Here is a 24,921-nt window from a genome sequence, read left to right on the forward strand (position 1 = left end):
GGGCCGGCAGGGGGTCGGCCTCCTGCGGGGGCGCCGTCCCGTGCCGCTCCCGCGCCCCTGCCGTGCGCCACCGCGCCCGTACGACCGGCGCCCGGCGGGGGTTCCGGCAGTACGCTGGAGGAACTGCACGTGTATACGGCAGGGGGTTGCGATGATCGTGGAGTTGGTGTCCGCAGGCCTCGCGGCCGGGGTCGTCTATCTGGCGGCCGCGTCCCGGGTCGTGCGGCAGTACGAGCGCGGTGTGGTGCTGCGGCTGGGCCGGCTCAGATCGGAACCCAAGGCCCCCGGCTACACCATGATCATCCCGTTCGTCGACCGGCTGCGGAAGGTCAATCTGCAGATCGTCACGATGCCCGTCCCGGGGCAGGACGGGATCACTCGCGACAACGTCTCGGTCAAGGTGGACGCGGTCGTGTACTTCAAGGTGATCAACGCCGTCGACGCCGTCATCCAGGTCGAGGACTACCGCTTCGCGGTGTCCCAGGTCGCCCAGACCTCGCTGCGCTCGATCATCGGCAAGAGTGATCTGGACGAGCTGCTGTCGAACCGGGAGAAGCTGAACGAGGGCCTGGAAGTGATGATCGACAGCCCGGCGCTGGGCTGGGGTGTGCAGATCGACCGCGTCGAGATCAAGGACGTGTCGCTGCCGGAGGCCATGAAGCGGTCGATGTCCCGGCAGGCCGAGGCGGAGCGCGAACGCCGCGCCCGCATCATCAACGCGGACGCCGAACTGCAGGCGTCGAAGGTGCTCGCCCAGGCCGCGATGCAGATGGAGGACAACCCCTCCGCCCTGCAACTGCGGCTGCTGCAGACGGTGGTGGCCGTCGCGGCGGAGAAGAACTCGACGCTGGTGCTGCCCTTCCCGGTCGAACTGCTGCGCTTCCTGGAGCGCGCCGCCCCCACGCCCGCCGTTCCCGCCGCGCCTGCCGCCCCCACGCCCGCCGTTCCCGCCGCGCCTGCCGCCCCCACGCCCGCCGTTCCCGCCGCATCGACCGCTCCCGCTGTCCTGGCCGCTCCCGAGGCCGCGACCGCGGCGCCGGCGCCTCCCGCCGTGGTGCCCGCCGCCGACCCCGCGCCCGTCTCTCCGCCGGTGTCCACGCCGGTCCCGATCGAGAGCCCGATCGAGAGCAACTCCCCGGCACGGGAAGGGGAGTGACGCCGCCCGTACGCCTTCGCGCCGCCGCCCGCTGATTGCCGCCGTGACCCCCAAGCATTAGATTGGGAGTCATGACGGCATGGGGGGTCCTGCGCGACCGCGACGCGGGAACGTACTTGGGCGGGGTGCTGGTCTCCGGCTTCGGCAGCTCGGCGATGATGCTGGCAGCCGGCATCTGGGTGAAGTCCCTGACCGGCTCCAGCAGCCTCGCGGCGCTGGTCGGCGTCTGCCTGTGGGCCCCGACGCTGGCCGGGCCGCTGCTCGGCACCCTCGTCGACCGGGTCCGCCGCCGTCCGCTGCTGATCCTGGTCAACGCCGCGATGGCGGCCCTGCTGCCGCTGCTGCTCGTGGTCCGTACCGCGGACCTGGTCTGGCTGCTGTTCGCCGTGCTGGTCCTGTACGGGACCGCGTCGGTGCTGTGCGACGCGGCCGAGGCCGCCGTCGTCACCGCCACCGTCCCCGAGGGGTTGCGCGGCGACTTCAACGGGCTGCGGATGACCGCCAACGAGGCCATGAAGCTCCTCGCCCCCCTCGCGGGCGCCGGTCTGTACGTCCGCTACGGAGGCGGCTCCGTCGCCCTCCTCGACGCCGTCACCTTCGCCCTCGCCGCGGCCGTCTTCGCGAGGGTCCGGGTGCGGGAGGAAGCGCCCGCGCCGGCGGCGTCGGGCTGGCGTGAACAGACCGCCGAGGGCGTCCGTCACCTGCGCCGGCACCCCCTGCTGCGCCGGCTGGTGGCCGTCGGTTCGATCGCGATGCTGCTGTCCGCGCTCGCCAGCTCCGCGATCTACGCGGTGGTCGACGCGGGCCTGCACCGTCCGCCCGCCTTCGTGGGCGTGCTGTACGCGGTGCAGGGCGCGGGCTCCGTCGTCGGGGGAGTGGTCGCGGGCGCGTTGCTGCGGCGGATGCCGGAACGGGTCTTCGCGGCCACCGGCATGCTGCTGTTCGCCCTCGGGATCGCCGTCCGCGCCACGCCGTGGACCTCCGCCGCCCTCGCGGGTGGCGCGGCGATCGGGGTCGGGCTGCCGTGGGTGCTGATCACGGCGCTGACCGCCGTCCAGCGGGAGACGCCCGCCGAACTGATCGGCCGGGTCGCGGCCACCGCGAGCACGCTCGTCTTCGCGCCCACCGCGGTCGGCGGGCTGGTGGGCGCGGGCCTCGTCGCGGTCGTCGACCACCGCCTGCTGCTCGTGGCCGTCGGTGCGGCGGGAGTGCTGACCGCCGCGTACTGCCTGCGCACGGTTCCGGCCGAGGAGACGGACGGGATGGCGGACGGGGTGGGCGCCGTGCCGTCCCAAGGTGGTCAATTCTTTACCGACGCGTAACTAGCAGGTCTTGCTACTGGCGCGTAAGTTGACGTGAACGTAACAAGTCATGATCCGGATCACAGCGTGGGTGGAGTGCTGCAACTCCCCTGACCTGCGAGGAGATCACATGAGGCTGCCCTGGAAGCGGATGCTCACCGCGCTGGCCCTGGCGTGCGCGGTGGCGGTCACCCCGACCGCGGCCACCGCCGCGACCGCACACTCGGCCCCGTCCAGCGGATGGAACGACTTCTCGTGCCGGCCCTCCGCCGCGCACCCCCGGCCGGTCGTGCTCGTGCACGGAACGTTCGGCAACGGCACCGACAACTGGCTCGGATTCGCCCCCTACCTCGTGGTGCGGGGCTACTGCGTCTACTCGTTCGACTACGGCCAGCTGCCGGGCGTCCCGTTCTTCGACGGGCTCGGCCCGGTCGCGGACTCCGCGCAGCAGCTGGCGGACTTCACCGACCGGGTGCTGGCGGCCACCGGGGCGCCGAAGGCGGACCTCGTCGGGCACTCCCAGGGCGGCATGATGCCGCGCTGGTACCTGAAGTTCCTCGGCGGGGCGTCGAAGGTGAACGCCCTGGTCGGCCTGGCTCCCGACAACCACGGGACCAGCCTCAACGGCCTCGCCAACCTGCTCCCGTACTTCCCGGGGGCGGCCGACGCGATCCACTCCATCGTCCCCGGGCTCGCCGACCAGGTGGCCGGATCCGCCTTCATGCAGGCCCTCAACGCCGGCGGCGACACCGTCCCCGGCGTGCGCTACACCGTCATTGCGACCCGGTACGACGAGGTCGTCACGCCGTACGCGTCGCAGTTCCTGTCCGGGCCGGACGTCCGCAACGTCCTGCTGCAGGACCTGTGCCCGGTGGACCTCTCCGAGCACGTCGCGATCGGCCTCATCGACCGGATCGCCTTCCATGAGGCGGCCAACGCCCTCGACCCCGCCCACGCGACCCGCACGACCTGTCTCTCCGTGCTCAGCTGACCCATGGCGGCGAGATGGCGGTGCCGTCGGCGAGCACGGCCCGCAGGCCCACGCTGGTGGTGACCCACATCGTGGCCGGTTCCTCCGTGGGATTGCTGACGCTCAGGGAGGAACCGGCGGGCGCGACCGCGGCGTCGCCCGGCTCCAGGGTGGACACCTCGCCGTCGATGCTGAACCGCACCGAGCCGCTCAGGACGAGGAAGACCTCTTCGCGGGTGATGGTGTGAGCGGGCCCGGCGGTGCCGGCGGGTATCTCGCCGCGCCAGGCGCACAGCTCCTCGCTGCCGCGGGCGGGCAGGATGTACGAGACGAAACGGACGCCGTGCATCTCGTGAACGACGGCTTCGGTGGCGGTAACGAAGGGCATGCGTCATCTCCTGATGGTCAAGTCACTTGCGCAAGCTACTTGTCTATATAGTCAAGTAGCTTGCGCAATGTGTCAAGCTGCTCCGGTGAACAATGCTGACGCCATGAGCCTGACCGCGAACCTGCTCGCCGCGGCCGGCGGTCTCACCGCCGTGATCAACGACGGTGTCGTCGCCCGGGGCTTCGACGACATCCGGCCCGCCCACGGCTTCGCCTTCGCCCGTCTCGCGCCGTTCGGTGCGACCGCCGCCGACCTGGCGGAACATCTCGGGGTCACCCGCCAGGCGGCCAGCCAGATGGTCGAGGAACTCGTCCGCAAGGGCTACGTGGAGCGCCGTCCGCACCCGGACGACGCCCGTGCCCGGCTCGTCGTCCTCACCGACCGCGGCTGGGCCTGCACCCGCGCCGCGGAAGAGGCGGCCGCCGACGCCGTACGCCCCTGGGCCGCTCTTCTCGGTGAGCGCCGGCTGCGGGCTCTGCGGGACGATCTGGCCCGGCTGGCACCGGGCGGCCCGATCCGGCCCAACTGGTAGCCCCCGGCGCCCGGAACGCGAAGGTGCCGCTGCCCGTGGGGTGACAGCGGCACCGGTTCAGGGGGGCGATCGTCAGGAGCGGTGGCGTCCCGCCGTGGCGGCCCTGCGGCGCACGGTGGCGAGCAGCACCGAGGCCCCGACCGCGATCACCGCGGCCCCGCCGACGGCGAGCGGGCCCGTGCTGCTGGAGCTGCCGGTCTCGGCGAGCTTCGTGTCCTCCGCGTTCGCCACGGGCGCGGCGGAGCCGTCGGCCTTCGGCGCGTCACCGGCCGCGGCGGGGGTGGTCGGGGCCGCCGTGTGGTCGTGGTGGACGGTGGACTTCGAGGCGCCCGCGGCGATCTGCGCCTCGGAGAGCGCGGACGGCGCGGCCGTGGCCGGTGTCGCCCCTGCGGTGGCCGGCGCGCTGTGCGAAGCGCCGTGCGAGGGGGTGGCCGACGTCGGGGCGGAACCGCCGCTGTCCTTGCCGAAGACCACGTCCGAGCAGGTGTAGAAGGCCTCGGGGCTGTCCGAGCGCTGCCAGACGCTGTAGATCAGGTGACGGCCGGTGCGCTGCGGCACCTTGCCGGAGAACACGTAACTGCCGTCGGTGAGCGTGGGATCGGTGACCGACGCGAAAGGCTTCGTCTCCAGGTCCGACCACTTGAGCGGCTTCGACGGGTCGTAGCCGTCCTTGGTGATGTAGAGGTCGAACGAGCCCTTGTGCGGGGCGGTTGCCCGGTACTTGAAGGTGAACGACCCACCGCTCATGGCCGTCGCCGGCCAGTCGGCCCGCGCCAGGTCGAGCCCCTTGTACTCCGCGTTGCCGGCGCTGCACAGCTGCCCGTCCGGCACCTTGGACCGGCTCCGGCCGCCCGCCTCACCGTCGCGCACCCCGTTCCAGTCGTAGAGCGCCTGCGTCCCGCCCGCCGCGACGGCGGCCTTGCACGCGGCCGACTTCGGGCTCTCCGGACCCTCCGCGTAGCAGGCGGACACCCGGCTGACCGGATTCGACATCGAGCCGTGCGCGCTCGCGGGAGCGGAGGCCAGCCCGGTCAGCACCAGCGGCACGAAGCCCACGACAGCGACTGCGGCAGCCCTGCGACGTACGGTCATTCCGGGGATCTCCTTCGACGGTGACACGGTCCCAACGACCAGCACGCTAGCCCCGCCCACCCGCCGAAATCCCCGCGCGAGCTGCGAAAACCGTTTCTTTATGGGCGCGTTAAGCCGTCGCTATGCGTCGCCAAAGGTAGGACGCGCGACAGCTGCGGGATCACGTCCCGCTGACCGCCTGACAGGCGCCGACACCCGTCCCATGATGGAGTCATGGATCCTGTTACCGGTGTTCTCGCGTCGTTTGCCGGAAGGCTCGCCGGTGAGGCCGCCAGACCCCTGACCGGGCGGCTCCGGCGCGAGTTGGTGAAGCGGAAGATCGCCAAGCCACGTGACGTCTCCGGCATCCTGGCTCAGGTCAGCGGTGTGCACCGAGGTGAGATCAACGCGCTGGGGCTGGTCGCCGAGTTGCCGGCGGGCGTCACCTACGCCCAGCTCAAAGAGGTCGCGAGCAAGCCCACGTTCACCGCCCTCACCCGTCAGCTCATCGCGGTCCACCTCTGCGCCGACGACGACTGGCGCCAGGGGGAGAACCGTGAGGAGCGCGCGGTCGAGGATCTGGGGCAGCCGTGGAAGGAGCACGGGAATCGCATCGAAGAGGCGATGCGGGTGTTCTTCGCCGAATCCCTGGCTGCGGAGGAGTCGCCGCAGTTCCTCTCCTTCTTTCGGTCCTTCTACGCAACTGTGGACAAGTCATGCCGTGAGACCTCGGTTCTCATGAAGAAGGCTCTCGCGGAGTCGCACGACGGGTTCACCTGGGCGAGCCAGACCCTTGCCCTGCCCATCCTGGCGAGCATCGAGCGGCACGCCTTTCTGGTGGCGAATCCGGAGCGCGCGAGCAAGAAGGACGGCGACCGCTGGCGGAAGGACTACGTCGAATCGTTCCGGATCCGGAACGAGAAGATCGAGCTGCCCGACCTGGAGCTCAGAACGCTCATCCACTACTCCGAGATATTCGTCGCACCCGCGCTCGCGCTGCTGAACATCGAGCACCTCGGCGACGTCGAGGGCTCTGCCGTGCAGAGCCCGAAATGGAAGAGCAGTTTCCAGGAGTTTCTCGGTGAACTGGACCGCACGGTCATCCTCGGTGACCCGGGGGCGGGAAAGTCCACGATGAGCCAGGTGCTCGCCTGCAAATGGAGCGAGGAGGGCGAACAGATCGCCTTCCTGCTCAAGGTGCGGCAGATGCGTTTCCGCCGGAACGGCTTCAACGTGGTCACCGAGATCGAGCGGGTGCTGACCGATGTCTACCAGAAGCCGGCTCCGCCGGGGATGGTGGAGGAGCTGTTGCTCAACGGCTCCGCACTTGTCATCTTCGACGGACTCGACGAGCTTCCGGTGACGGTGCGCGGCAGGGACGTCAGCGAAGTCATCGAGGCCGCCGGTATGGCCTATCCCCTCACGCGGATCCTCGTGACGTCCCGCCGTCTCGGATACTCCGCCGTCCGTCTGGACCAGGAGATCTTCTGTGACTACGTCCTGCAGCCGTTCACCGACGATCAGGTGGAGGAGTACTCGACGAAGTGGTTCACCCGGCGGACCCGCACCGGTCATCATGACAAGACCGTGCCGCAACTGGTCGCGAACTTCATGGAGCACAGCGACACGATCCCGGACCTCCGGGAGAACCCCCTCATGCTGGCCGTCATCTGCCTCCTGCACGCGGGCTACAACGAAATTCCGAGAAGTCGGCCGAAGATCTACAAGAAGTGCGTCGAACTCCTCCTCCGCACGTGGGATTCACACCGGGGCATCGGCGAATCGACATGGGACCTCGAAGCCTTCGAGGTCGTGCTCGCGGAGATCGCCTACAACACGTTGCTGAAGCCGGAGTACCGGGATGGTGTGACCGAGCCGCAGGTGCTCGCCCTGGCCACCGAGAACCTCCTGGGGGAAGCGGTGCCGGACGCTGCGAAAGCCAGACAACTGGCGCGTCGCATGCTCGCGCTGTGCCGTGGCCGGGCCTGGATGTTCACGGACATGGCAGGGGGAGCCCCCGGAGAGGAGCGCTTCTCCTTCACGCACCAGAGTTTCCAGGAGTATTTCGCCGCGCAGTACCTGGTCAGGCATGCGGAGACGTCGGAAGAGGTGGCGACCGAGATCCGGACGAACATCGCTGCCGGCCGGCTGGAGATCTTCTCGCAGATCTGCCTTTCGCTCGCCGGGGAGAAGTTTCCCTACGGCGCCTCGAAGGTCTATACGCACTGCCTGAAAGCCGAACAGGCGAGTCCGCCGTCCCGCAGGAACGCCGTCATCGAGTTCCTGGCCAAAAGCTCGGACATCGTGATGCTCAACGGCTCGGCGTTGCAGCTGGTCGCGGACGGGGTGATCTCCACCATGACGCGGGTGTCCGGATATTCCATTGCGAAGCACCTGATGCGCTGGGACTTCCGGCACGCCGACGCCATCCAGAGAATGATAGGGGATTCTCTGCTGCGTCTTGACCGTGAGAGCCCGGTAACCTTTGCCCAGACCGTCCTGCGGCATCCCTGGATATGGGAGATATGCCTCCGCGAGGGCCTGGTGGACCTGGATACCAGGAACTCGGTCAACATGGAGCTACTGCGTCTTTACGAGGGCAGTCTCTACACGATACGCGGGGGTGGCGCCGCGTGTACCGCGACGTGGCTGTTCGGCCGGATGGCATCGCCCACCACCGACGCCGCGGTTGTCGACCGCTGCCTCCGTATCCTGGAGGGGCTGACAGCGCAGGCCCGGTACCGCTTCGAGACGAGCGAGCCGCCCATTCCGCCGTACACGTTGTTCCAGCCGGAGGAACGCGTGGTCGGCAATCTTTCACGATCGCTGCTCCGCTCATCACGGTACTCGCCCGAAGCGGCGTCGGGCCTGGCTTACCTGGCGATGGCGTTCTGCGAAATCGTGGTGGAGCATCAACCGCAGTCGATCGACGTCATCCGCCCCGTCCCGGTGGTCGGCGATTTCCTGTGGGCCCGGAGATCCGCCAACTCCGAGCGCCTCCCGCGCGGAATGTCGCGGCTGAACGCTGCGGACGTCCATCGGATCAGGTCGTGGGCCGACGGGGACACGTCCCTGTTCAACTGGGACGATCCGAACGTCGTCGTGTCCTGACACCGCCGCCCGCGAGGGCACCCCGTGGCAGGGTGGCGGGATGACTGAGACGAGCCGACGGCCTGCCGCGCTGCAACTGATCGAGGCCGCCGTCGACGCGGGGAGCTGGCGGCGGTGGGACGAGCCCGTCACCGTGCTGCCCGAGGCGGAGGAGTACCGGGCCGACGTGGAGAAGGCGCGGCTGCGTACCGGACTGGACGAGTCCGTCGTCACGGGTGAGGGACGGATCCGGGGGCGGCGGGTAGCGCTGATCGCGGGGGAGTTCGGGTTTCTCGGCGGGTCGATCGGGGTCGCGGCCGGGACCCGGCTGGTGACCGCGGTGGAGCGGGCGACGAGGGAGCGGCTGCCGCTGCTCGCCTCCCCGTCCTCCGGCGGAACGCGGATGCAGGAGGGCACCATCGCGTTCCTGCAGATGGTCAAGGTCGCGGCCGCCATCGCCGATCACAAGGCGGAGCGGCTGCCCTACCTCGTGTACCTGCGGCATCCCACCACCGGCGGGGTGCTCGCGTCGTGGGGATCGCTGGGTCATGTCACCGCGGCGGAACCGGGGGCGCTGATCGGGTTCCTCGGCCCGCGGGTCCATGAGGCGCTGTACGGCGAGCCGTTCCCGGCCGGCGTTCAGGTCGCGGAGAACCTGCTGGCCAACGGCCTCGTCGACGCGGTACTCCCGGCGGATCAGCTGGCCGAGGTCGCGGCGCGGGCGCTGGACGTGCTGTGCGGGGAGGCGGGTGACGACGTCCCGGCCGGCGATGGCCAGGCCGGGACGCCGGGGGCGGGACCCGTGGTCTCCACCGCCGACTCGATCCGGCGCTCGCGCCGGCCGGACCGGCCGGGGCTGCGGGCGCTGCTGGAAGGAGCCGGGCGGGAGGTCACCCCGCTCAGTGGCACCGGCGCGGGGGAGCGCGACCCCGGGCTGCTGCTCGCGCTGGCCAGGTTCGGGGCGACGCCCTGCGTCGTGCTCGGTCACGACCGGCGCCCGGGCGAGGCCGGGCCCGCCCCGCTGGGTCCGGCCGGGCTGCGGGAGGCGCGGCGCGGCATGCGGATCGCGGCCGAACTCGACCTGCCGCTGCTCACCGTCATCGACACCGCGGGCGCGGCGCTCAGCCGGGAGGCGGAGGAGGGCGGCCTCGCGGGGGAGATCGCCCGCTGCCTCGCCGACCTCGTCACCCTCCGGGCCCCGACGCTCTGCCTGCTGCTCGGTCAGGGTGCCGGCGGCGGCGCGCTGGCCCTGCTGCCCGCCGACCGCGTCATCGCCGCCCGGCACGCCTGGCTCTCACCGCTGCCGCCGGAAGGCGCGTCCGCGATCCTCTACCGGACGACGGACCGGGCGTTCGAGGTCGCGGAGCGGCAGGGCGTGAGCTCCGCCGATCTGCTCACCAACCGGATCGTCGACACCATCGTCGAGGAGACCCCCGACGCGGCGGACGACCCCGACGCGTTCCTCGGCCGGCTCGGCGGTCTGCTCGGCGCCGAGCTGGCGGCCCTGCGGGCCCGCGACCGCGGTGAACGGCTGGCCGCCCGGCGGGCCAGGTACCGGAACCTCGGACTGTAGGAGGGGCACCGATGCGAGGGGCCGTTCCTCTCATCGGGGGGTCGTAGGCTGGAGCGAGGCGGCAGAGGGCGGGAGATCCATGGAGCGACAGCTGGCGTTGGAGCTGGTGGGCACGGTCCGGCACGACGGGGACGGCGGCGTCGCGGACGACCTCGTCACCGTCGAGCAGACGACCCGCTGGATCCGGGAGCGGGCGGACCTGTTCCCCGGACCCGCCGCGGACGGCGGGGAGTTCGCCGCGGACGAGGAGCTGAGAGACCGTGTCGTCGCCCTCCGCCAGGCGGTCCGGGCACTGTTCGCCCTGGCCGTGAGCCCGGAGCCGCCGAGCCGCGCCGACGCCGACCGCCTCATCCCCGCCGGCCTGGCCCTCGACCGGCTCAACTCCGCAGCCGCCGCCGAGCCCGTCGCCCCGCAGCTGGTCTGGCCCCGGGGCGGGACCCCGGCCGTTCGGCCGCTGTCCACGGAGGACGACCCGGGGGTGCGGATCCTCGCCGGTCTGGCCCGGGCCGCCATCGACTTCCTGGCCGGGCCGGAACGGGACCGGCTGCGGGCCTGCACGGCCCCTCGCTGCGTCCGCTACTTCGTCAAGGGGCACGGCCGGCAGGAGTGGTGCAAGCCGGCGTGCGGCAACCGGGCCCGGGTCGCCCGGCACTATCAGCGCACGCGCACCGGTGCGGAGGGGGACCCGGATCCGGCCCGCGGCTGACGGACGACCCGTGCCGACGTGACCTGACCCGGCGTGACCCGACCCGGGACGGTCCGACCCGGAGTGACCCCGCCCGGTGCGACCTGACCCGGCGCGATCCGGCCAGGACCCGTGGGCCCGCCGGCCGTGTCCGTTGTGCCAGGATCGCCGCCATGAGCCTGAGGATCACCGTCGCCGCCTACGCGGCCACCGCCCCCTTCGAGCAAGTGCGCGAGCAGATCGCCGATCAGGCCCGCACCGGGCGGCTCCCCGTCGGCCACAAGCTCCCGACCGTGCGGGGCCTCGCCGAGGAGCTGGGCCTGGCGGCCAACACGGTCGCCAAGGCCTACCGCGCCCTCGAAGCCGACGGAGTGGTCGAGACGCGGGGCCGGCACGGCACCTTCGTCGCCGCCGCGGGCGATGCCGCCGAGCGCCAGGCCGCTGCCGCCGCCGCGGAGTTCGCGCAGCGCGCGCACCGCCTGGGACTGGACCGCGCGGCCGCCCTCGCCGCCGTCCAGGAGGCGCTGCGCGCCGCCTACGACGGCTAGGTCGTCCGCGGCGGGCAGGTCCTCGTCCCGGAGCGGGCGCCGCACCTGCGACGTCCGCGACACCCGGACGAACCCCCACCCGAACCCGGTACCGATCAGAGGTACAGCCCGTCCGACGCCGGTGCCGGGGCCGGGATGGTGGAGCCCGCGCCGCGCCGCAGCGCGTAGAGCTCCGCGAGGGTGGCGCCCTCGCGCCCGATGCCCTCCGTGGTGCCGAGCCAGGCGGCGGACTCGTCGCGGGTCAGCGGACCGACCTCGATACGGGACAGGCAGCGGCCCGGTCGGACGACGGCCGGGTGCAGCCGTTCCAGGTCCTCGTTGGTGGTGATGCCGACGAGCACGTTGCGGCCCTGGCCGAGCAGGCCGTCGGTCAGGTTGAGCAGCCGGGAGAGCGCCTGGCCGGTCTGGTGCTTGGCCTGACCGCGGATCAGTTCGTCGCAGTCCTCCAGGAGCAGCAGCCGCCAGCGGCCGCCGGCCGTGCCGTCGTCCTCGCCGATGGCGATGTCCATCAGATAGCCGACGTCGTTGAAGAGCCGTTCGGGGTCCAGCACGCAGTCCACCTGGCACCAGTCGCGCCAGGAGCGGGCCAGGGTGCGCAGCGCCGAGGTCTTGCCGGTGCCGGGCGGGCCGTGCAGGAGCAGCAGCCGGCCGGTGATGTCGTCCTTGGACAGCTTCATCAGGCCGTCCATGGCCTCGGCCACCGGGGCCGTGTAGTTGCCCCGCAGCTCGTCCCAGGTGGCGGCGGAGATCTGCCGGGTGGTGCGGTGCGGGCCGCGGCGCGGCGAGACGTACCAGAAGCCCATCGTCACCGTCTCGGGCTGGGGTTCGGGTTCGTCCTCGGCGTTCTCGACGGCGCGCGCGAGCACCTGCTCGGCCAGATCGTCGGTGACGGCGGCGACCGTGACGTCCGCGCCGCGGTTCCAGCGGGAGATGAGGATCGTCCAGCCGTCGCCCTCGGCGAGGGTGGCGCTGCGGTCCTTGTCGCGGGCCTGGCGCAGCACGGCGGCGTCCGGCGGGATCAGTGTCAGGCCGGACTTGACGTTCTCCAGGGACGCCCCGCGCGAGTACGGCTGTTCACCGGAGGTGAAGCGTCCGAGGAAGAGCGCGTCGACGACGTCGGACGGTGAATCGCTGTCGTCCAGGCGCAGATGGACGGGTACCGCTCGGTGCGGCGGGCGCGGTGTGTGCCGGGCGGGTGCGGGATCGGGCAGGCTCTGCGGCACAGGCCTCCTCGGGTCATGGGGCTTCGCGGACATGCGGCCCATGATCCGGCACGGGAGCCGCATCCGCCCAGTGCTTTTCCGGGTGGGAAAGCGGCTCCGGCCGAGGAGGCGGGCAGGAGGCGCGGACGCGGCTGGAACGAGGCCTGGAAGAGGTTTGAACGCGGATCGGTCGGCGTGGGGTCGAGCCATTACGGACTCTTCATATCATCGCAATGGACACGACAAAAATTCGTGGTCAGGGTACTTCCCCCAAGGGTTACCGGCCGGTACAACAGGTCTCGCAGAGATCCTGCCCAGGGAGGTTCCATGAGACTGTCCCGGTTGGTGTCAGCCGTATCCGCGCTGATCCTCACCACTGGCCTCGCGCTCATCGGCGCGGCCCCCGCGCACGCCGCGGCGCCCTCGTACGCAGCCCTCGGAGACTCGTACTCCGCGGGTGTCGGCGCCGGCAGCTACGACAGCTCCAGCGGTGCCTGCAAGCGCAGCACCAAGGCATATCCCGTGCTCTGGGCGGCGGCTCACGCCCCGTCCGCATTCGCCTTCACCGCCTGCTCCGGCGCCAGGACGGGTGATGTGCTCAACAACCAGCTCGGGCCGCTCAACGCGTCCACCGGACTGGTGAGCATCAGCATCGGCGGCAATGACGCGGGCTTCGCCGACGTCATGACCACCTGCGTGCTCAACTCCGAGAGCACCTGTCTGGCCCGCATCGCGCAGGCCCGCACCTACGCGGACAACACCCTCCCCGGCCTCCTCGACAACGTATACAACGCCATCCACGCGAAGGCCCCCAACGCCCATGTGGTGGTGGTCGGCTACCCGCACTTCTACAAGATCGGCGGCAGTTGCTGGGCCGGCCTCAGCGACCGCTCACGCACCGCCATCAACGGTGCGGCCGATGAACTCGACACGGTGACGGCCAAGCGCGCCGCCGACCACGGGTTCAGCTTCGCCGATGTGCGCGGCACCTTCACCGGGCACGAACTCTGCTCGGGCTCGCCCTGGCTGAACAGCCTGACCTTCCCGGTCGACGAGTCGTACCACCCCAAGGCGGCCGGCCAGTCCGGCGGCTACCTGCCCGCGTTCAGCTCCGCCGCCTGATCCGTACCGCTCCTCCCGGCCGCCGCCGGCGTCGTGCCGGACGTCGGCGGCGGCCGGTTCCGGCGATGAGCGGAGGAGCGGGAGGAGGGGTAGGCTCCCCTTGTTGCCCGTTCGCCAACTTCCTTGCGAGCGAAGGTAATTCGCTGTTCAGTCGTCAACGCCCAGGGCCGGAGGGTCAATCCGGGGCCTGGGATGCGCAGGTGACGCGTCGGGGCGATAGGGTTACCCTGCCCGGGCCGGGTGCCCTCGTACGGGTGGGGAGTGTCATGGATCAGATAGTTATGCGAAGCAGGCCGAGAGTGCCTGCCATCAACTGCGGAAGCAGCACGACCAGCACGCGTCTGGACCGTCATCTCGCGATACTGGGCGGCCCCGCCGTCCCGCACCGTGAGAGTGCGGAGGCGACGTTGCTGATGCGCGAGCTGACCTCGCGGGATTCGGCGCGCACCAAGGCGAGCCGCAGTGCACGGGTGTCCCTGTTCGCGCCTCTGCGGCGCCTGCGGCGCTCCCTGTTCGGCAGCCGCGGCTGATCCCACCTTCCGGCGGTCACACCGTCCCGGCACAACGCTGCGGCCAGCGGCGTTACGGTGTGCTCGCCGTGAACGGCAGGAGCTCTACGCGCGTCCACGTGCGTGGAGACGCTTCCGATGCGTTGGTACACCCGCAGCGTCCTTAGCGGACGTGCAACGGTCACGGCCCACGGTTCACAGGAGTGCGAACTGGCCGTCCGGCCCCTCCTCGTGATGGTCCAGCACCGAGGCGGGACGCCGCGCCCCCGCGGGCGCGGGCAGCACCCCCGCCAGGCGCAGCGCGTCGGCGGAGATCCCCGCCGCGCGCGCCCGTCGCGAACCCGGCTCCGCCGCCAGTCGCTCCGCCAGCTTCCGCCGTTCCGGACGGAGTGCGGCCAGGAGCGTCAGCACGGAGACGAGTTCGAGCAGTTCCGTGGTGGTCTCCCGGGTCCAGCGCGCGGGCCGCATCGCCTCCAGCGTTCCCGCGGCCGCGACGGCCGTCCGCCGCTCGTACCAGGCTTCCAGCACCCGCACCCCGCCCGCGTGGAACTCCCACGCGGTGGCCGGCACCGGTGAGATCAGCCCGTCCCCGATCCGCAGCGCCTCCTCCTCCGGGTCGTACGCCAGTTCCCCGGCCCGCGGCACGGCGGGCAGCGGGGCGCGGACGTACGGGCGCCGGCCGCCGGGCAGCCGGGGATGGCCGCCGGGCCGGCCGGCGGCCGGATCCGCGCAGCGCTCGCCCCGGGTGTGCAGCCAGATCGAGGTCCGGCCCAGCCCGACGGCCGCGAGCCACAGTTCGGGGTCGCGGGTGAGCGGCACCACGACACCGTCGCGCGGGTCCCGGGCCGGCAGGCCCGCGACGGTGATCCAGGCCAGGACGTCCTCGGCGCCGACCGGCAGGCCGAGGAGCTCGCCGAGCAGCTCCGTCAGGCCGGGCGCGATGTTGGGGTCCTGCCCGCCGGGCCGCCGGTACAGCGGCCGGATCCTGCCCGGCTTCCCGGCCGGCGAGCGACCGTCGGGCAGGACGGCGCCGAACGACAGTGCGGGACCGAGGACGTTGAGGAACCTGGCCTGCTCCACGGCGAAGATCTGGCGCTCGTCGGCGACCCGCCACAGCTCGGGGCGGGCGGCGTCGATGAGCCGGTGGTCGGGGATCAGCCACTGGAGGTCGAAGGCGCCGTGCAGGACGCGGACCGGGTCGGGGCACCGGCCGTTCTCGCGGGCGAGCCGGGTGGTGGCGGCGGGCCGCCCCTCCCGTCCCGGGACCGCGAGCTGCGGCGCCGGGGTGTGCAGTCCGCGGGCGCGGCTCGGACGCAGCAGCCGTTCACGTTCCGCGTCGTCGGCCGCCCCCAGCAGCGCGTCCCAGCGGGCCCGCAGCGCCTTCGCGTCGGGCGCCACCGCCCACGACCGCCCGTAGACCAGCGGCGGCACGGACCACGGCATCAGATCGGCGAGCACGGGAGCGCCCCGGCCCGGCCCGGAGTCGGAGCCGGCGGCTCGTGGCGGTGTCACGTCACGGGCCTCCCCAGCGCCTGGATTCGCGGATGCGCTTCCCACCGAGGGCATCGTACTGAGCCCGGGTGACGGCCGCACCGCCATCCAGGTCGCGGGCGGCGGTACGACGGCGTCGGCGCGCCGGCGGGATCAGCGTGCCTCCATCGTCACGGTGAACGAGAACCGGTCCCCGCGGTAGTGGATCCGCACCACGTCCACCGCGCGGCCCGACTCGTCGTACGTCACCCCGGTGTAGTGCAGGATCGGGCTGAGCAGCGGGACCTGGAGCAGCCGCGCGGTCTCCGGGTCCGCCAGCCGGGCCTCGACCGTGTCGGTGATCCGGCTGATGCGCACGCCGAGCGCGTCCCGCAGGACCTTCGTCATCGGCCACCGTTCGAGATCGGCCAGGTCGATGCGGCCGGCGAGTTCCGGACGGACGAAGTTCTCCGCCCAGTTGGTCGGCTCGCCGCTCTCCTCGCACCGCAGCCGGCGGAAGAACGCGGCCTCCGTCAGATCCGGCAGGTGCTCGGCGGCCCACGGCGGAACGGGGGCGGTCCCGTGCGCCAGTACGGCGGTGTGCTCACCCGACTGCTGGGCCACGATCGCGTCGACCGAGCCCAGCAGCCGGACCGGCGCGCCCCGCAGCGCGGTCGGTTCGATGAAGGTGCCGCGCCGCCGGTGCCGGCTGATCAGCCCCTCGGTCTCCAGTTCCTTGAGCGCCTGGCGCATGGTCAGCACACTCACGCCGTAGTGGCCGGCCAGGTCGTCCTCGGTGGGCAGCCGCAGCGGGGCGTCCGGGCGGCGGCCGAGTATCGAGGCGCGCAGCGACTGGGAGACCTGGTACCAGAGCGGCAGTTTGCGGTTGAGGACGATCGAGTCCGGGGCGAACGCGGTCATGACGTCCTGAAGTGCCGCTCGAGGCCCTTCCACACCTCGTCGTAACCCTCCTGCCGGTGATCGGCGGCGAGGGCGCCGGCGGTCGGCACGACGGGCCAGCGGGTCTCGAACATGAAGGCCAGCCCGTCGTCGACCTTCTGCGGCTTCAGCTCGGCGGCGCTGGCCTTGTCGAAGGTGGCGCGGTCCGGGCCGTGCGCCGACATCATGTTGTGCAGCGACGAGCCGCCGGGGACGAACCCCTCGGCCTTCGCGTCGTACGCGCCCTCGATCAGGCCCATGAACTCGCTCATGACGTTGCGGTGGAAGTACGGCGGGCGGAACGTGTCCTCGCCGACCAGCCAGCGCGGCGCGAAGACCACGAAGTCGGCGTTGGCCAGCCCGGGGGTGTCGGAGGGGGAGGTCAGCACGGTGAAGATCGACGGGTCCGGGTGGTCGTAGCTCAGCGAACCCAGGACGTTGAACCGGCGCAGGTCGTAGACGTACGGGACGAAGTTGCCGTGCCAGCCGACGACATCGAGCGGCGAGTGGTCGTAGGTCGCGGCCCAGAGGTTGCCGCCGAACTTGTTGATCACCTCGACCGGTTCCTCGCGGTCCTCGAAGGCGGCCACCGGTGCCAGGAAGTCCCGGGCGTTGGCCAGCCCGTTCGCACCGATCGGGCCGAGGTCGGGCAGCCGGAAGGCCTGCCCGTAGTTCTCGCAGACGTAGCCGCGCGCCGAGGCCTCCAGCAGCTCCACCCGGAACCGCAGCCCGCGCGGGATCAGCGCGACCTCGCCGGGGCCGGCCTGGAGCAGGCCCAGCTCGGTGCGGAGCAGCAGGGTGCCGTGCTCGGGCACGATCAGGAACTCGCCGTCGGAGGACGAGAAGACCCGGTCCGTCATCGAGGTGTTGGCCGCGTACCAGTGGATGCCGATGCCCTCGCGCCGCAGCACGTCACCGTTGCCGCCGACGGAGACCAGGCCCTGGACGAAGTCGGTGGGGACGTCCGGCAGCGGGGGCGCGCTCCAGCGCAGCCGGTTGGGGTCCGGCTCCACGTCGAGGAAGGGCGCGCTGCGCAGCGCGCCGTTGTCGACCCTGCGGAACGGTGGGTGCGCGGCCGAGGGGCGGATCCGGTACAGCCAGCTGCGGCGGTTCTGGTGCCGTGGCTCGGTGAACGCGGTGCCGCTGAGCTGTTCCGCGTACAGGCCGAGCGGGGCGCGCTGCGGGGAGTTCCGGCCGATCGGCACCGCCCCGGGCACCGCCTCGCTGACGTGCTCGTTCCCGAAACCGGGGGAGTACGTGAGGTCCGTGCCGTGTGTGCTGCCCATCGCGCGCTCCCGGTGCCGTTGTCCTATTCCTATCGTCGACCATAGGAATGAGACCGGCAAACCGTCAATGACCTTGAGGCGGGCCGCCGCTAGGGTGACCTGAAAAGAGGGGGGTGTGCCGTGACCGGCCAAGGGCTTCGCAGGACGCCGGTGCAGCAGCGCAGCACCGAACGTCTCGGCCGCATCCTTGACGCCTGCGCCGAACTGCTGGACGAGGCCGGCTACGAGAGCCTCAGCACCCGCGCGGTCGCCGTCCGCGCCGGGGTCCCGATCGGCTCCGTCTACCGCTTCTTCTCCAACAAGCGGGCGATGGCGGACGCCCTGGCGCAGCGGAATCTCGACCGGTACCTGGAGCGCGTCACGGCCCGGTTGGCGGGACCGGAGGGTGACGCGTCGCTGCCGCTCGACGTGGTCGTCGAGGTGGTGGTCGACGAGTACATCGCGATGAAGGGCACCACGCCCGGCTTCGAGCTCGTCGATTTCGGCATTCCCGGGGAGTCTGAGCCGAATCTGCACGTCGCCGACCGGCTGCTGGAGCTGCTCGCCGGGCGGCTGGGGCTCGACCCGGCGGACGCGTACGCCCGGCTCACCTTCGTGATCAGCGTGGAAGCCGCCGACGCCCTGCTCCAGCTGGCCTTCCGTACCGACCCGGCCGGGGATCCGGCCGTGATCGCGGAGACCAAGCGGCTGCTGCGCGCGTACCTCGCCCGATAGCAGGTTGCCGGTGGCGGCCGAAGAAGGTTGCCGGTCCCGGCCGATTGGGGTCCTCCTGGGGGTTCACACATGCATACCGGTCGGTATGCTCGCCTGTACGTGCGCTGCCGTCGTCCCAGGAGAGTCCGATGACCCGTACCGCCCTGCGAATCTGCCCGTTGTGCGAGGCCACCTGCGGTCTGACACTCACCCTCGACGAGAACACGGTCACGAGCGCCCGCGGCGACCGCGACGACGTGTTCAGCGCCGGCTTCATCTGCCCCAAGGGGGCGACCTTCGGCGCTCTCGACGCCGACCCCGACCGGCTGAGCCGCCCCCTGGTCCGCAAGGACGGCCGGCTGGTCGAAACCGGCTGGGCCGAGGCGTTCGCCGCCGTCGCCGCCGGGCTCGGCGCGGTCACGGCCGCCCACGGGCCCGACGCCGTCGGCGTCGTCCTCGGCAACCCCAACGTCCACACCGTCGCGGGCGGCCTCTACCCCGCGCAGCTCCTCAGCGCCCTGGGCAGCCGCAACATCTTCTCCGCCAGCACCCTGGACCAGATGCCCAAGCACGTCGCGTGCGGCTACCTCTTCGGCGACCCCAACGCGATCCCGGTCCCCGACCTGGACCGCACCGACCACCTGCTCATCATCGGCGCCAACCCGCTGGTCTCCAACGGCAGCCTCGCCACCGCGGCCGACTTCCCCGGCAAACTGAAGGCGCTGCGGAAGCGCGGCGGACGGATCACCGTCATCGACCCGAAGCGCACCCGCACCGCCGAGGTCGCCGACCGGCACGTCCCGCTGCGGCCGGGCACCGACGCCGCGCTGCTCTTCGCGGTCGTGCAGGTGCTGTTCGCCGAGGACCTCACCGACCTCGGCGCGCTCGCGGACCACGTGACCGGCGTGGCGGAGGTGCGCGAGCTCGCCGCCGCCTTCACCCCGGAAGCCGTCGAGGGCGTGTGCGAGGTGCCGGCCGCCGAGATCCGCGCCCTCGCCCGCGAACTGGCCGCCGCGCCCAGCGCCGCCGTCTACGGGCGGCTCGGCAGCACCGCCGTCGAGTTCGGCACCCTGTGCAGCTGGCTGGTGGACGTGCTCAACGTGCTGACCGGCAACCTCGACCGGCCCGGCGGCGCCATGTTCCCGCTCTCCCCGACCGCGCGGGCACCCCGGCCCGCCGCCCCTGGCAAGGGCTTCACCGTCGGCCGCTGGCACAGCCGGGTATCCGGCCACCCCGAGGTGAAGAGCGAACTTCCCAGCGCCGCGCTGGCCGAGGAGATCGACACCCCCGGTGAGGGCCGCGTCCGGGCCGTCATCGCCCTCGCCGCCAACCCGGTGCTCTCCGCGCCCGACGGCCACCGCCTCGACCGGGCGCTGGCCGGGCTGGACTTCATGGTCAGCGTCGACCCGTACCTCAACGAGACCTCCCGGCACGCCCACGTCGTCCTGCCGCCGCCGCGGCCGACGCAGAGCGCGCACTACGACTTCGCCTTCTCCACGCTCGCCGTCCGCAACACCGTGCGCTACAGCCGCCCGGCCGTCGAGCTGGAGGACGGCCGCCCCGGCGAGCCCGAGATCTACGCCCGGCTCGTCCAGATCCTGTCCGGCGCGGCGCCGGACGCCGACCCCGCCGCCGTGGACGAGCAGGCGATCGCCCGACTGCTCACCCGCGCCACCGCCGACCCGCACTCGCCGCTGCACGGCGGCGACCCGGCGGAGCTGGCCGCCCGGCTCGACGGCAGGACCGGATACGAGCGGCGGATCGACCTCATGCTCCGGCTCGGCCCGTACGGCCTCACCCTCGACAAGGTCCTCGCCCAGCCGCACGGCATCGACCTCGGCCCGCTCGCCGCCCGCGTCCCCGAGGTCCTGCGCACTCCGTCGGGCCGGATCGAACTCGCCCCGGCGCCGATCGCGGCCGACGTGCCGCGGCTGCTGCGCTCGCTGACCGAACGGGCCGCGGGACCCGTCCTCATCGGACGCCGCCACCTGCGCTCCAACAACAGCTGGATGCACAACCTGCCGGCGCTCTCCGGCGGCACCAACCTGTGCACGCTGCAGGTCCACCCCGAGGACGCGGCCAGGTTCGGGCTCGCCGACGGCGCGACCGCCCTGATCAAGGGCGACGGCGGCGAGATCGAGGCCCCGGTCGAGATCACCGACGCCGTACGCCCCGGCGTTGTCAGCCTGCCGCACGGCTGGGGGCACGACCGCGACGGCACACGGCTCGCCACCGCCGGGCTGCGGCCCGGAGCCAACGTCAACCAGCTCCTCGACGGCAGCCGCCTCGACCCGCTCTCCGGGACCGCCGTGCTCAACGGCTTCCCGGTGCAGGTGTCGGCGTTGCCGGGCGGCAGATGATCCGGCCCCCGGTACGGTGCGCGGACGCCTGCCGGTACGTGAGCCAGAGCACGGCAAAGCCTCTGGCGTGCGAAAACTAACGGCGCTAGTTTGGGCGGGTCAGGCAGACCCGCCCCCTACCGGGAGGACGACGACGTGAAGGCTCACGACGGCATGTACATCGGCGGGGCCTGGCGCCCCGCCGCCGGGCACGAGTCGATCGAGGTGGTCAATCCGGCGGACGAGCAGGTCATCGCCTCCGTGCCGGCCGGCACCCCGCAGGACGTCGACGCCGCCGTACGCGCCGCCCGGGCGGCGCTCCCCGGCTGGGCCGCGACCGCGCCCGCCGACCGTGCCGCCCTCATCGGCGCGGTACGCGACCGGCTGGCCGCCCGCCGCGAGGAGATCGCCGCGACCATCAGCGCCGAACTCGGCGCCCCGCTCGGCTTCGCGGCCGCCGTCCACACCGACCTGCCGATCGCCGTGGCCGGTTCGTACGCGCAGCTCGCCGCGTCGTACGCCTTCGAGGAGAAGGTCGGCAACTCCACCGTGCTGCAGGAGCCGGTGGGCGTCGTCGGCGCCATCACGCCCTGGAACTACCCGCTGCACCAGATCGTCGCCAAGGTCGCCCCGGCGCTCGCCGCCGGCTGCACGATCGTCCTCAAGCCCGCCGAGGACACCCCGCTCACCGCGCAGCTCTTCGCCGAGGCCGTCGACGAGGCGGGCATCCCCGCCGGGGTGTTCAACCTCGTCACCGGCCTCGGCCCGGTCGCCGGCCAGGCGCTGGCCGCCCACGAGGACGTGGACCTCGTCTCGTTCACCGGCTCCACCGCCGTCGGCAAGCAGATCGGCGCCACCGCCGGCGCCGCCGTCAAGCGCGTCGCCCTCGAACTCGGCGGCAAGTCCGCCAACGTCATCCTGCCGAGCGCCGATCTCGCCAAGGCGGTCAACGTGGGCCTCGGCAACGTCTTCGCCAACTCCGGCCAGACCTGCAGCGCGTGGACGCGGATGCTCGTCGACGCCGGCCGGTACGACGAGGCCGTGGAGATCGCCACGGCCGCCGCCGCCAAGTACGTGCCGGGCGACCGGCTCGGCCCCGTCGTCAACGCCAAGCAGCGCGACCGGGTCCGCGGCTACATCCGGCGCGGCATCGAGGAGGGGGCCAGGGTCGTCGCGGGCGGACCCGACGCCCCCGACGGGTTCGACGACGGCTACTACGTCCGGCCGACCGTCTTCGCCGACGTCACCCCGGACATGACCATCGCCCAGGAGGAGATCTTCGGCCCGGTCGTCGCGATTCTCAAGTACGAGGACGAGGACGACGCGCTGCGCATCGCCAACGGCACCGTCTACGGGCTCGCGGGCGCGGTGTGGGCCGGCGAGGAGGCGGAGGCCGTGGCCTTCGCGCGCCGCATGGACACCGGGCAGGTCGACATCAACGGCGGCCGGTTCAACCCGCTGGCGCCGTTCGGCGGCTACAAGCAGTCGGGCGTCGGGCGCGAGCTGGGTGCGCACGGGCTGGCGGAGTATCTGCAGACGAAGTCGCTCCAGTTCTGAGGTCCGGTCTGCGGGCGGGCCTGCGGCCGGCCGGCTCAGTGCCCGGCCGCAGGCCGGTGCTCCGTAGTTCTACCCGTCCGAGAGGAACCCCGTGGTCCGCGCCGCCGTCCTTCCCGCCGTCAACCAGCCCCTGACCGTCACCGAGATCGAGATCCCGGCACCGGGCCCCGGCCAGGTCCGGGTCCGCCTCGCCGCCGCGGGCGTCTGCCACTCCGACCTGTCGCTGTCCAACGGGACGCTGCGTCAGCCCGTCCCGGCCGTCCTCGGGCACGAGGGCGCCGGGACCGTCATCGAGGTGGGGGAGGGGGTCACGGCGGTCGCGCCGGGCGACCGCGTCGTCCTCAACTGGGCGCCCTCCTGCGGTGCCTGCCACTTCTGCGCCCTCGACGAGCCGTGGCTCTGCGCCAACGCCGGTGCGGGCTCCACCGCCCCGTACGCGAAGCTCGCCTCCGACGGGAGCGAGCTGTACGCGGGGCTGGGCACCGCCGTCTTCGCCGAGGAGACGGTCGTCCCCGAGAACGCGATCCTGCCGCTTCCGGACGGCATCCCGCTCACCGACGCCGCGTTGCTCGGCTGCGCGGTCCTCACCGGCTACGGGGCGGTCCACCACGCCGCCCGGGTCCGCGGCGGTGAGTCGGTCGCGGTCTTCGGCGTCGGGGGCGTCGGGCTCTCCGTGCTGCAGTCCGCGCGCATCGCGGACGCCGGGCCGGTGATCGCCGTGGACGTCTCGCCCGCGAAGGAAGAGCTGGCGAGGGCGGCGGGCGCCACCGACTTCCTGCTCGCCTCCGACGACACGGCCAAGCAGATCCGCAAGCTCACCGGGGGGTACGGGGCGGACGTCGCCATCGAGTGCGTCGGCCGCGCCGACACGATCCGCACGGCGTGGTCGGCCACACGGCGCGGGGGGCGGACGACGGTGGTCGGCATCGGTGGGGCGGACCAGGTCGTCACGTTCTCCGCGCTGGAACTCTTCTATTTCGGCCGCACTCTGTCGGGGTGCGTGTACGGGAACAGCGATCCGGCGAGGGATCTGCCGGTGCTCGCGGAGCACATTCGTGCGGGGCGGCTGGATTTGGGGGCGATGGTGACGGAACGGATCGGGCTGGAGGAGATTCCGGCGGCGTTCTCGGCGATGGTGGATGGGCGTGGCGGGCGGGCGTTGGTGATCTTCTAGCGGAACGTGACCTCGTCAGGTCGGGGGGTCGGGGCCGGGCCCTCCGGGGGTGGGCTTCGAAATCCACTATTTACGGGCCTGGCGGCCCACCACTAGCTCGGCAGCATTTCGAAACCCACCCCCTGCGGCCCCGGCCCCCTCACGTTCGGACCGTTCTACTCGACGTGCGTCAGCCACGCGCGGTGGACCGTGGTGAACGGCTCGGCGCCGGCGGCGATCTGCTGCATGAGCCATTCCGCGGCTGCGGCGGCCTGGTCGATGACGTCGGCCGGGTATCCGTAGCGCACCTGGTGCTCGGCGAATTCGTCCTCGTCGATGAGGCGCGGCGCCGACTCGCCGCGCTTGCGGACGACGTCCAGGTCCAGGTCGATCATGGTGACGTGGGTCTCCGAGACCCACTGCGGCGGAGTGGTGATGTCGCAGTAGATCTCGGTGGAGCGCGGGGCCGCGTTGAACGTGGCGGTCCACCACTGGTGGTGCGGGAACAGCAGGACATATGCGTCGGGGAACGCGATGTCCGGGCCGTGTCCCTTCCGCATCACGTTGTCGGCGGGCACCCCGAGCCAGACGCCGTGTTCGTCCTCGCCCAGTCGGCGCATGGTCATGTTCCAGTGCAGCGATCCGTCGTACTTCCGGTACTTCACCTGTACGTCGTCAGACATGCGGGGCATCGTAACCGCCGTCCTTGTACTGGATCGCGAGGCCGTCCACGAGTGCGCGAAGGCCCGTTTCGAACGCGCCCTCGTCCACCTGCTGCTGGTGTTCCGCCAGCAGGTGCGCGCTGCCGAGGTGGGGGTAGTCGGCCGGGTCGTACGCTCCGGCGTCGTCGACGAAGCCGCGGGCGAAGGAGCCGAGGGCCGAGCCCGCGACGAAGTAGCGCATCAGGGCGCCGATCCGGGTGGCGTGGGCGGGGGGCCAGCCGGCGTTCACCATGCCGCCGAAGACGGCGTCGGCCATCCGCAGCCCGGCCGGCCGGCGGCCGGGGCCCTGGGCGAGGAAGGGGACGATGTTCGGGTGTGCGGCCAGGGCCGCGCGGTACGAGCGGCCCCATGCCAGCAGTGCCGTCCGCCAGTCGGGGCTGCCCTGGAACATCGACAGGTCGACTTGGGAGACGACCGTGTCGGCCACCGCGTCGAGGATGTCGTCCTTGTCCTTGAAGTGGTTGTAGAGCGACGGCCCGCTGACCCCGAGCTCGGCCGCGAGCCGCCGCGTCGAAAGCGCCGGCAGCCCCTCCGTGTCCAGAAGGGCGAGTGCGGCGGCGACGATCAGTTCGCGGCTCAGGAGGGGCTTGCGAGGGCGGGCCATGGCACGCATAG

22 protein-coding genes are annotated in these 24,921 nt (G+C 72.0%); 14 read left to right on the forward strand and 8 right to left on the reverse strand.

The genetic code is table 11. The annotated features are described in order from the left end of the window. Positions 1-151 precede the first annotated feature (151 nt). The 3 genes from O3X23_RS01845 to O3X23_RS01855 all read left to right on the forward strand — a co-directional run bounded on the left by O3X23_RS01845 (position 152) and on the right by O3X23_RS01855 (position 3,448). Positions 152-1,156, forward strand: a complete 1,005-nt coding sequence (locus O3X23_RS01845; protein ID WP_269269249.1) for a slipin family protein — start codon at positions 152-154, stop codon at positions 1,154-1,156. Positions 1,157-1,227: 71 nt separating this feature from the next. Then, complete coding sequence (locus tag O3X23_RS01850; protein ID WP_269269250.1) at positions 1,228-2,478, forward strand: MFS transporter; 1,251 nt, start codon at positions 1,228-1,230, stop codon at positions 2,476-2,478. 109 nt (positions 2,479-2,587) lie between these two features. Next, entirely contained in the window at positions 2,588-3,448 is an 861-nt protein-coding gene (locus tag O3X23_RS01855; RefSeq protein WP_269269251.1) for an esterase/lipase family protein, read from the forward strand. Here O3X23_RS01855 and O3X23_RS01860 read toward each other — a convergent pair. Beyond that, a complete protein-coding gene (locus O3X23_RS01860; protein WP_269269252.1) occupies positions 3,441-3,815 on the reverse strand; it encodes a cupin domain-containing protein in 375 nt (124 codons plus the stop codon). The genes O3X23_RS01855 and O3X23_RS01860 overlap by 8 nt on opposite strands. Positions 3,816-3,918: 103 nt before the next feature. Here O3X23_RS01860 and O3X23_RS01865 point away from each other — a divergent pair, with 103 nt between their 5' ends. Continuing rightward, positions 3,919-4,347, forward strand: a complete 429-nt coding sequence (locus tag O3X23_RS01865) for a MarR family winged helix-turn-helix transcriptional regulator (protein ID WP_443047675.1) — start codon at positions 3,919-3,921, stop codon at positions 4,345-4,347. Positions 4,348-4,419: 72 nt separating this feature from the next. Here the strand turns inward: O3X23_RS01865 and O3X23_RS01870 are convergent, their stop codons facing one another. Beyond that, entirely contained in the window at positions 4,420-5,439 is a 1,020-nt protein-coding gene (locus O3X23_RS01870) for a lytic polysaccharide monooxygenase (RefSeq protein WP_269269254.1), read from the reverse strand. A gap of 213 nt (positions 5,440-5,652) precedes the next feature. On the opposite strand from O3X23_RS01870, the gene O3X23_RS01875 reads away from it, so the two are divergent. The 4 genes from O3X23_RS01875 to O3X23_RS01890 all read left to right on the forward strand — a co-directional run bounded on the left by O3X23_RS01875 (position 5,653) and on the right by O3X23_RS01890 (position 11,314). Beyond that, complete coding sequence (locus O3X23_RS01875; RefSeq protein WP_269269255.1) at positions 5,653-8,529, forward strand: NACHT domain-containing protein; 2,877 nt, start codon at positions 5,653-5,655, stop codon at positions 8,527-8,529. Between the two features lie 40 nt (positions 8,530-8,569). Next, a complete protein-coding gene (locus O3X23_RS01880; protein WP_269269256.1) occupies positions 8,570-10,081 on the forward strand; it encodes a carboxyl transferase domain-containing protein in 1,512 nt (503 codons plus the stop codon). A gap of 79 nt (positions 10,082-10,160) precedes the next feature. Continuing rightward, on the forward strand, positions 10,161-10,787 hold the full coding sequence (locus O3X23_RS01885; RefSeq protein WP_269269257.1) for a CGNR zinc finger domain-containing protein: 627 nt from the start codon (positions 10,161-10,163) through the stop codon (positions 10,785-10,787). 152 nt (positions 10,788-10,939) lie between these two features. After that, on the forward strand, positions 10,940-11,314 hold the full coding sequence (locus tag O3X23_RS01890; protein WP_269269258.1) for a GntR family transcriptional regulator: 375 nt from the start codon (positions 10,940-10,942) through the stop codon (positions 11,312-11,314). Between the two features lie 95 nt (positions 11,315-11,409). Here the strand turns inward: O3X23_RS01890 and O3X23_RS01895 are convergent, their stop codons facing one another. Next, a complete protein-coding gene (locus tag O3X23_RS01895) occupies positions 11,410-12,600 on the reverse strand; it encodes a DUF5925 domain-containing protein (protein ID WP_269269259.1) in 1,191 nt (396 codons plus the stop codon). Positions 12,601-12,843: 243 nt separating this feature from the next. Here O3X23_RS01895 and O3X23_RS01900 point away from each other — a divergent pair, with 243 nt between their 5' ends. Further along, the gene (locus tag O3X23_RS01900; RefSeq protein ID WP_269269260.1) at positions 12,844-13,638 is read left to right on the forward strand and encodes an SGNH/GDSL hydrolase family protein; all 795 of its coding nucleotides are present in this window, start codon (positions 12,844-12,846) and stop codon (positions 13,636-13,638) included. A gap of 266 nt (positions 13,639-13,904) precedes the next feature. Beyond that, positions 13,905-14,168, forward strand: a complete 264-nt coding sequence (locus O3X23_RS01905; protein ID WP_269269261.1) for a hypothetical protein — start codon at positions 13,905-13,907, stop codon at positions 14,166-14,168. 174 nt (positions 14,169-14,342) lie between these two features. On the opposite strand, the gene O3X23_RS01910 is transcribed toward O3X23_RS01905, so the two are convergent. The 3 genes from O3X23_RS01910 to hmgA form a co-directional block, all read right to left on the reverse strand. Beyond that, positions 14,343-15,659: a type ISP restriction/modification enzyme gene (locus O3X23_RS01910; protein WP_443047678.1), complete on the reverse strand. Its 1,317-nt coding sequence runs from the start codon at positions 15,657-15,659 to the stop codon at positions 14,343-14,345. Between the two features lie 132 nt (positions 15,660-15,791). Continuing rightward, positions 15,792-16,538, reverse strand: coding sequence for a GntR family transcriptional regulator (locus O3X23_RS01915; RefSeq protein WP_269269262.1), 747 nt, complete (start codon positions 16,536-16,538; stop codon positions 15,792-15,794). Further along, positions 16,535-17,842 (reverse strand): homogentisate 1,2-dioxygenase, encoded by a 1,308-nt coding sequence (gene hmgA / locus O3X23_RS01920; protein ID WP_269269263.1) that lies wholly within the window; start codon positions 17,840-17,842, stop codon positions 16,535-16,537. The genes O3X23_RS01915 and hmgA overlap by 4 nt, the downstream gene beginning before the upstream one ends. 120 nt (positions 17,843-17,962) lie before the next feature. Between hmgA and O3X23_RS01925 the strand changes: the two genes are divergently transcribed. From O3X23_RS01925 to O3X23_RS01940, 4 genes are all read left to right on the forward strand, one after another. Further along, positions 17,963-18,556, forward strand: a complete 594-nt coding sequence (locus O3X23_RS01925; RefSeq protein ID WP_269269264.1) for a TetR/AcrR family transcriptional regulator — start codon at positions 17,963-17,965, stop codon at positions 18,554-18,556. 128 nt (positions 18,557-18,684) lie between these two features. Then, positions 18,685-20,895 carry a molybdopterin-dependent oxidoreductase gene (locus O3X23_RS01930; protein ID WP_269269265.1) on the forward strand — a complete coding sequence of 737 codons (2,211 nt, stop codon included), beginning with the start codon at positions 18,685-18,687 and terminating at the stop codon, positions 20,893-20,895. 135 nt (positions 20,896-21,030) lie between these two features. Next, positions 21,031-22,431 carry an aldehyde dehydrogenase family protein gene (locus tag O3X23_RS01935; RefSeq protein ID WP_269269266.1) on the forward strand — a complete coding sequence of 467 codons (1,401 nt, stop codon included), beginning with the start codon at positions 21,031-21,033 and terminating at the stop codon, positions 22,429-22,431. A gap of 91 nt (positions 22,432-22,522) precedes the next feature. Further along, the gene (locus O3X23_RS01940) at positions 22,523-23,605 is read left to right on the forward strand and encodes a Zn-dependent alcohol dehydrogenase (protein WP_269269267.1); all 1,083 of its coding nucleotides are present in this window, start codon (positions 22,523-22,525) and stop codon (positions 23,603-23,605) included. Between the two features lie 155 nt (positions 23,606-23,760). Here the strand turns inward: O3X23_RS01940 and O3X23_RS01945 are convergent, their stop codons facing one another. Continuing rightward, the gene (locus O3X23_RS01945; protein WP_269269268.1) at positions 23,761-24,267 is read right to left on the reverse strand and encodes a DUF402 domain-containing protein; all 507 of its coding nucleotides are present in this window, start codon (positions 24,265-24,267) and stop codon (positions 23,761-23,763) included. Beyond that, positions 24,260-24,919 carry a TetR/AcrR family transcriptional regulator gene (locus O3X23_RS01950; RefSeq protein WP_269269269.1) on the reverse strand — a complete coding sequence of 220 codons (660 nt, stop codon included), beginning with the start codon at positions 24,917-24,919 and terminating at the stop codon, positions 24,260-24,262. Before O3X23_RS01950 ends, O3X23_RS01945 begins: the two co-directional genes overlap by 8 nt. Positions 24,920-24,921 lie beyond the last annotated feature (2 nt).

Origin of the sequence: Streptomyces sp. H39-S7 (assembly GCF_027158205.1) — a bacterium.
Taxonomy (GTDB): domain Bacteria; phylum Actinomycetota; class Actinomycetes; order Streptomycetales; family Streptomycetaceae; genus Actinacidiphila.

What these genes read in the sequence shown, in the direction of transcription:
- O3X23_RS01855 (WP_269269251.1), top strand. Translation starts at nt 2,588, where the DNA reads ATGAGGCTGCCCTGGAAGCGGATGCTCACCGCGCTGGCCCTGGCGTGC.
- O3X23_RS01900 (WP_269269260.1), top strand. Translation starts at nt 12,844, where the DNA reads ATGAGACTGTCCCGGTTGGTGTCAGCCGTATCCGCGCTGATCCTCACC.
- O3X23_RS01860 (WP_269269252.1), bottom strand. Translation starts at nt 3,815, where the DNA reads ATGCCCTTCGTTACCGCCACCGAAGCCGTCGTTCACGAGATGCACGGC.
- O3X23_RS01930 (WP_269269265.1), top strand. Translation starts at nt 18,685, where the DNA reads ATGACCCGTACCGCCCTGCGAATCTGCCCGTTGTGCGAGGCCACCTGC.
- O3X23_RS01890 (WP_269269258.1), top strand. Translation starts at nt 10,940, where the DNA reads ATGAGCCTGAGGATCACCGTCGCCGCCTACGCGGCCACCGCCCCCTTC.
- O3X23_RS01915 (WP_269269262.1), bottom strand. Translation starts at nt 16,538, where the DNA reads ATGACCGCGTTCGCCCCGGACTCGATCGTCCTCAACCGCAAACTGCCG.
- hmgA (WP_269269263.1), bottom strand. Translation starts at nt 17,842, where the DNA reads ATGGGCAGCACACACGGCACGGACCTCACGTACTCCCCCGGTTTCGGG.
- O3X23_RS01885 (WP_269269257.1), top strand. Translation starts at nt 10,161, where the DNA reads ATGGAGCGACAGCTGGCGTTGGAGCTGGTGGGCACGGTCCGGCACGAC.
- O3X23_RS01845 (WP_269269249.1), top strand. Translation starts at nt 152, where the DNA reads ATGATCGTGGAGTTGGTGTCCGCAGGCCTCGCGGCCGGGGTCGTCTAT.
- O3X23_RS01850 (WP_269269250.1), top strand. Translation starts at nt 1,228, where the DNA reads ATGACGGCATGGGGGGTCCTGCGCGACCGCGACGCGGGAACGTACTTG.
- O3X23_RS01950 (WP_269269269.1), bottom strand. Translation starts at nt 24,919, where the DNA reads ATGCGTGCCATGGCCCGCCCTCGCAAGCCCCTCCTGAGCCGCGAACTG.
- O3X23_RS01895 (WP_269269259.1), bottom strand. Translation starts at nt 12,600, where the DNA reads ATGCGGCTCCCGTGCCGGATCATGGGCCGCATGTCCGCGAAGCCCCAT.
- O3X23_RS01870 (WP_269269254.1), bottom strand. Translation starts at nt 5,439, where the DNA reads ATGACCGTACGTCGCAGGGCTGCCGCAGTCGCTGTCGTGGGCTTCGTG.
- O3X23_RS01945 (WP_269269268.1), bottom strand. Translation starts at nt 24,267, where the DNA reads ATGTCTGACGACGTACAGGTGAAGTACCGGAAGTACGACGGATCGCTG.
- O3X23_RS01865 (WP_443047675.1), top strand. Translation starts at nt 3,919, where the DNA reads ATGAGCCTGACCGCGAACCTGCTCGCCGCGGCCGGCGGTCTCACCGCC.
- O3X23_RS01880 (WP_269269256.1), top strand. Translation starts at nt 8,570, where the DNA reads ATGACTGAGACGAGCCGACGGCCTGCCGCGCTGCAACTGATCGAGGCC.
- O3X23_RS01875 (WP_269269255.1), top strand. Translation starts at nt 5,653, where the DNA reads ATGGATCCTGTTACCGGTGTTCTCGCGTCGTTTGCCGGAAGGCTCGCC.
- O3X23_RS01905 (WP_269269261.1), top strand. Translation starts at nt 13,905, where the DNA reads ATGGATCAGATAGTTATGCGAAGCAGGCCGAGAGTGCCTGCCATCAAC.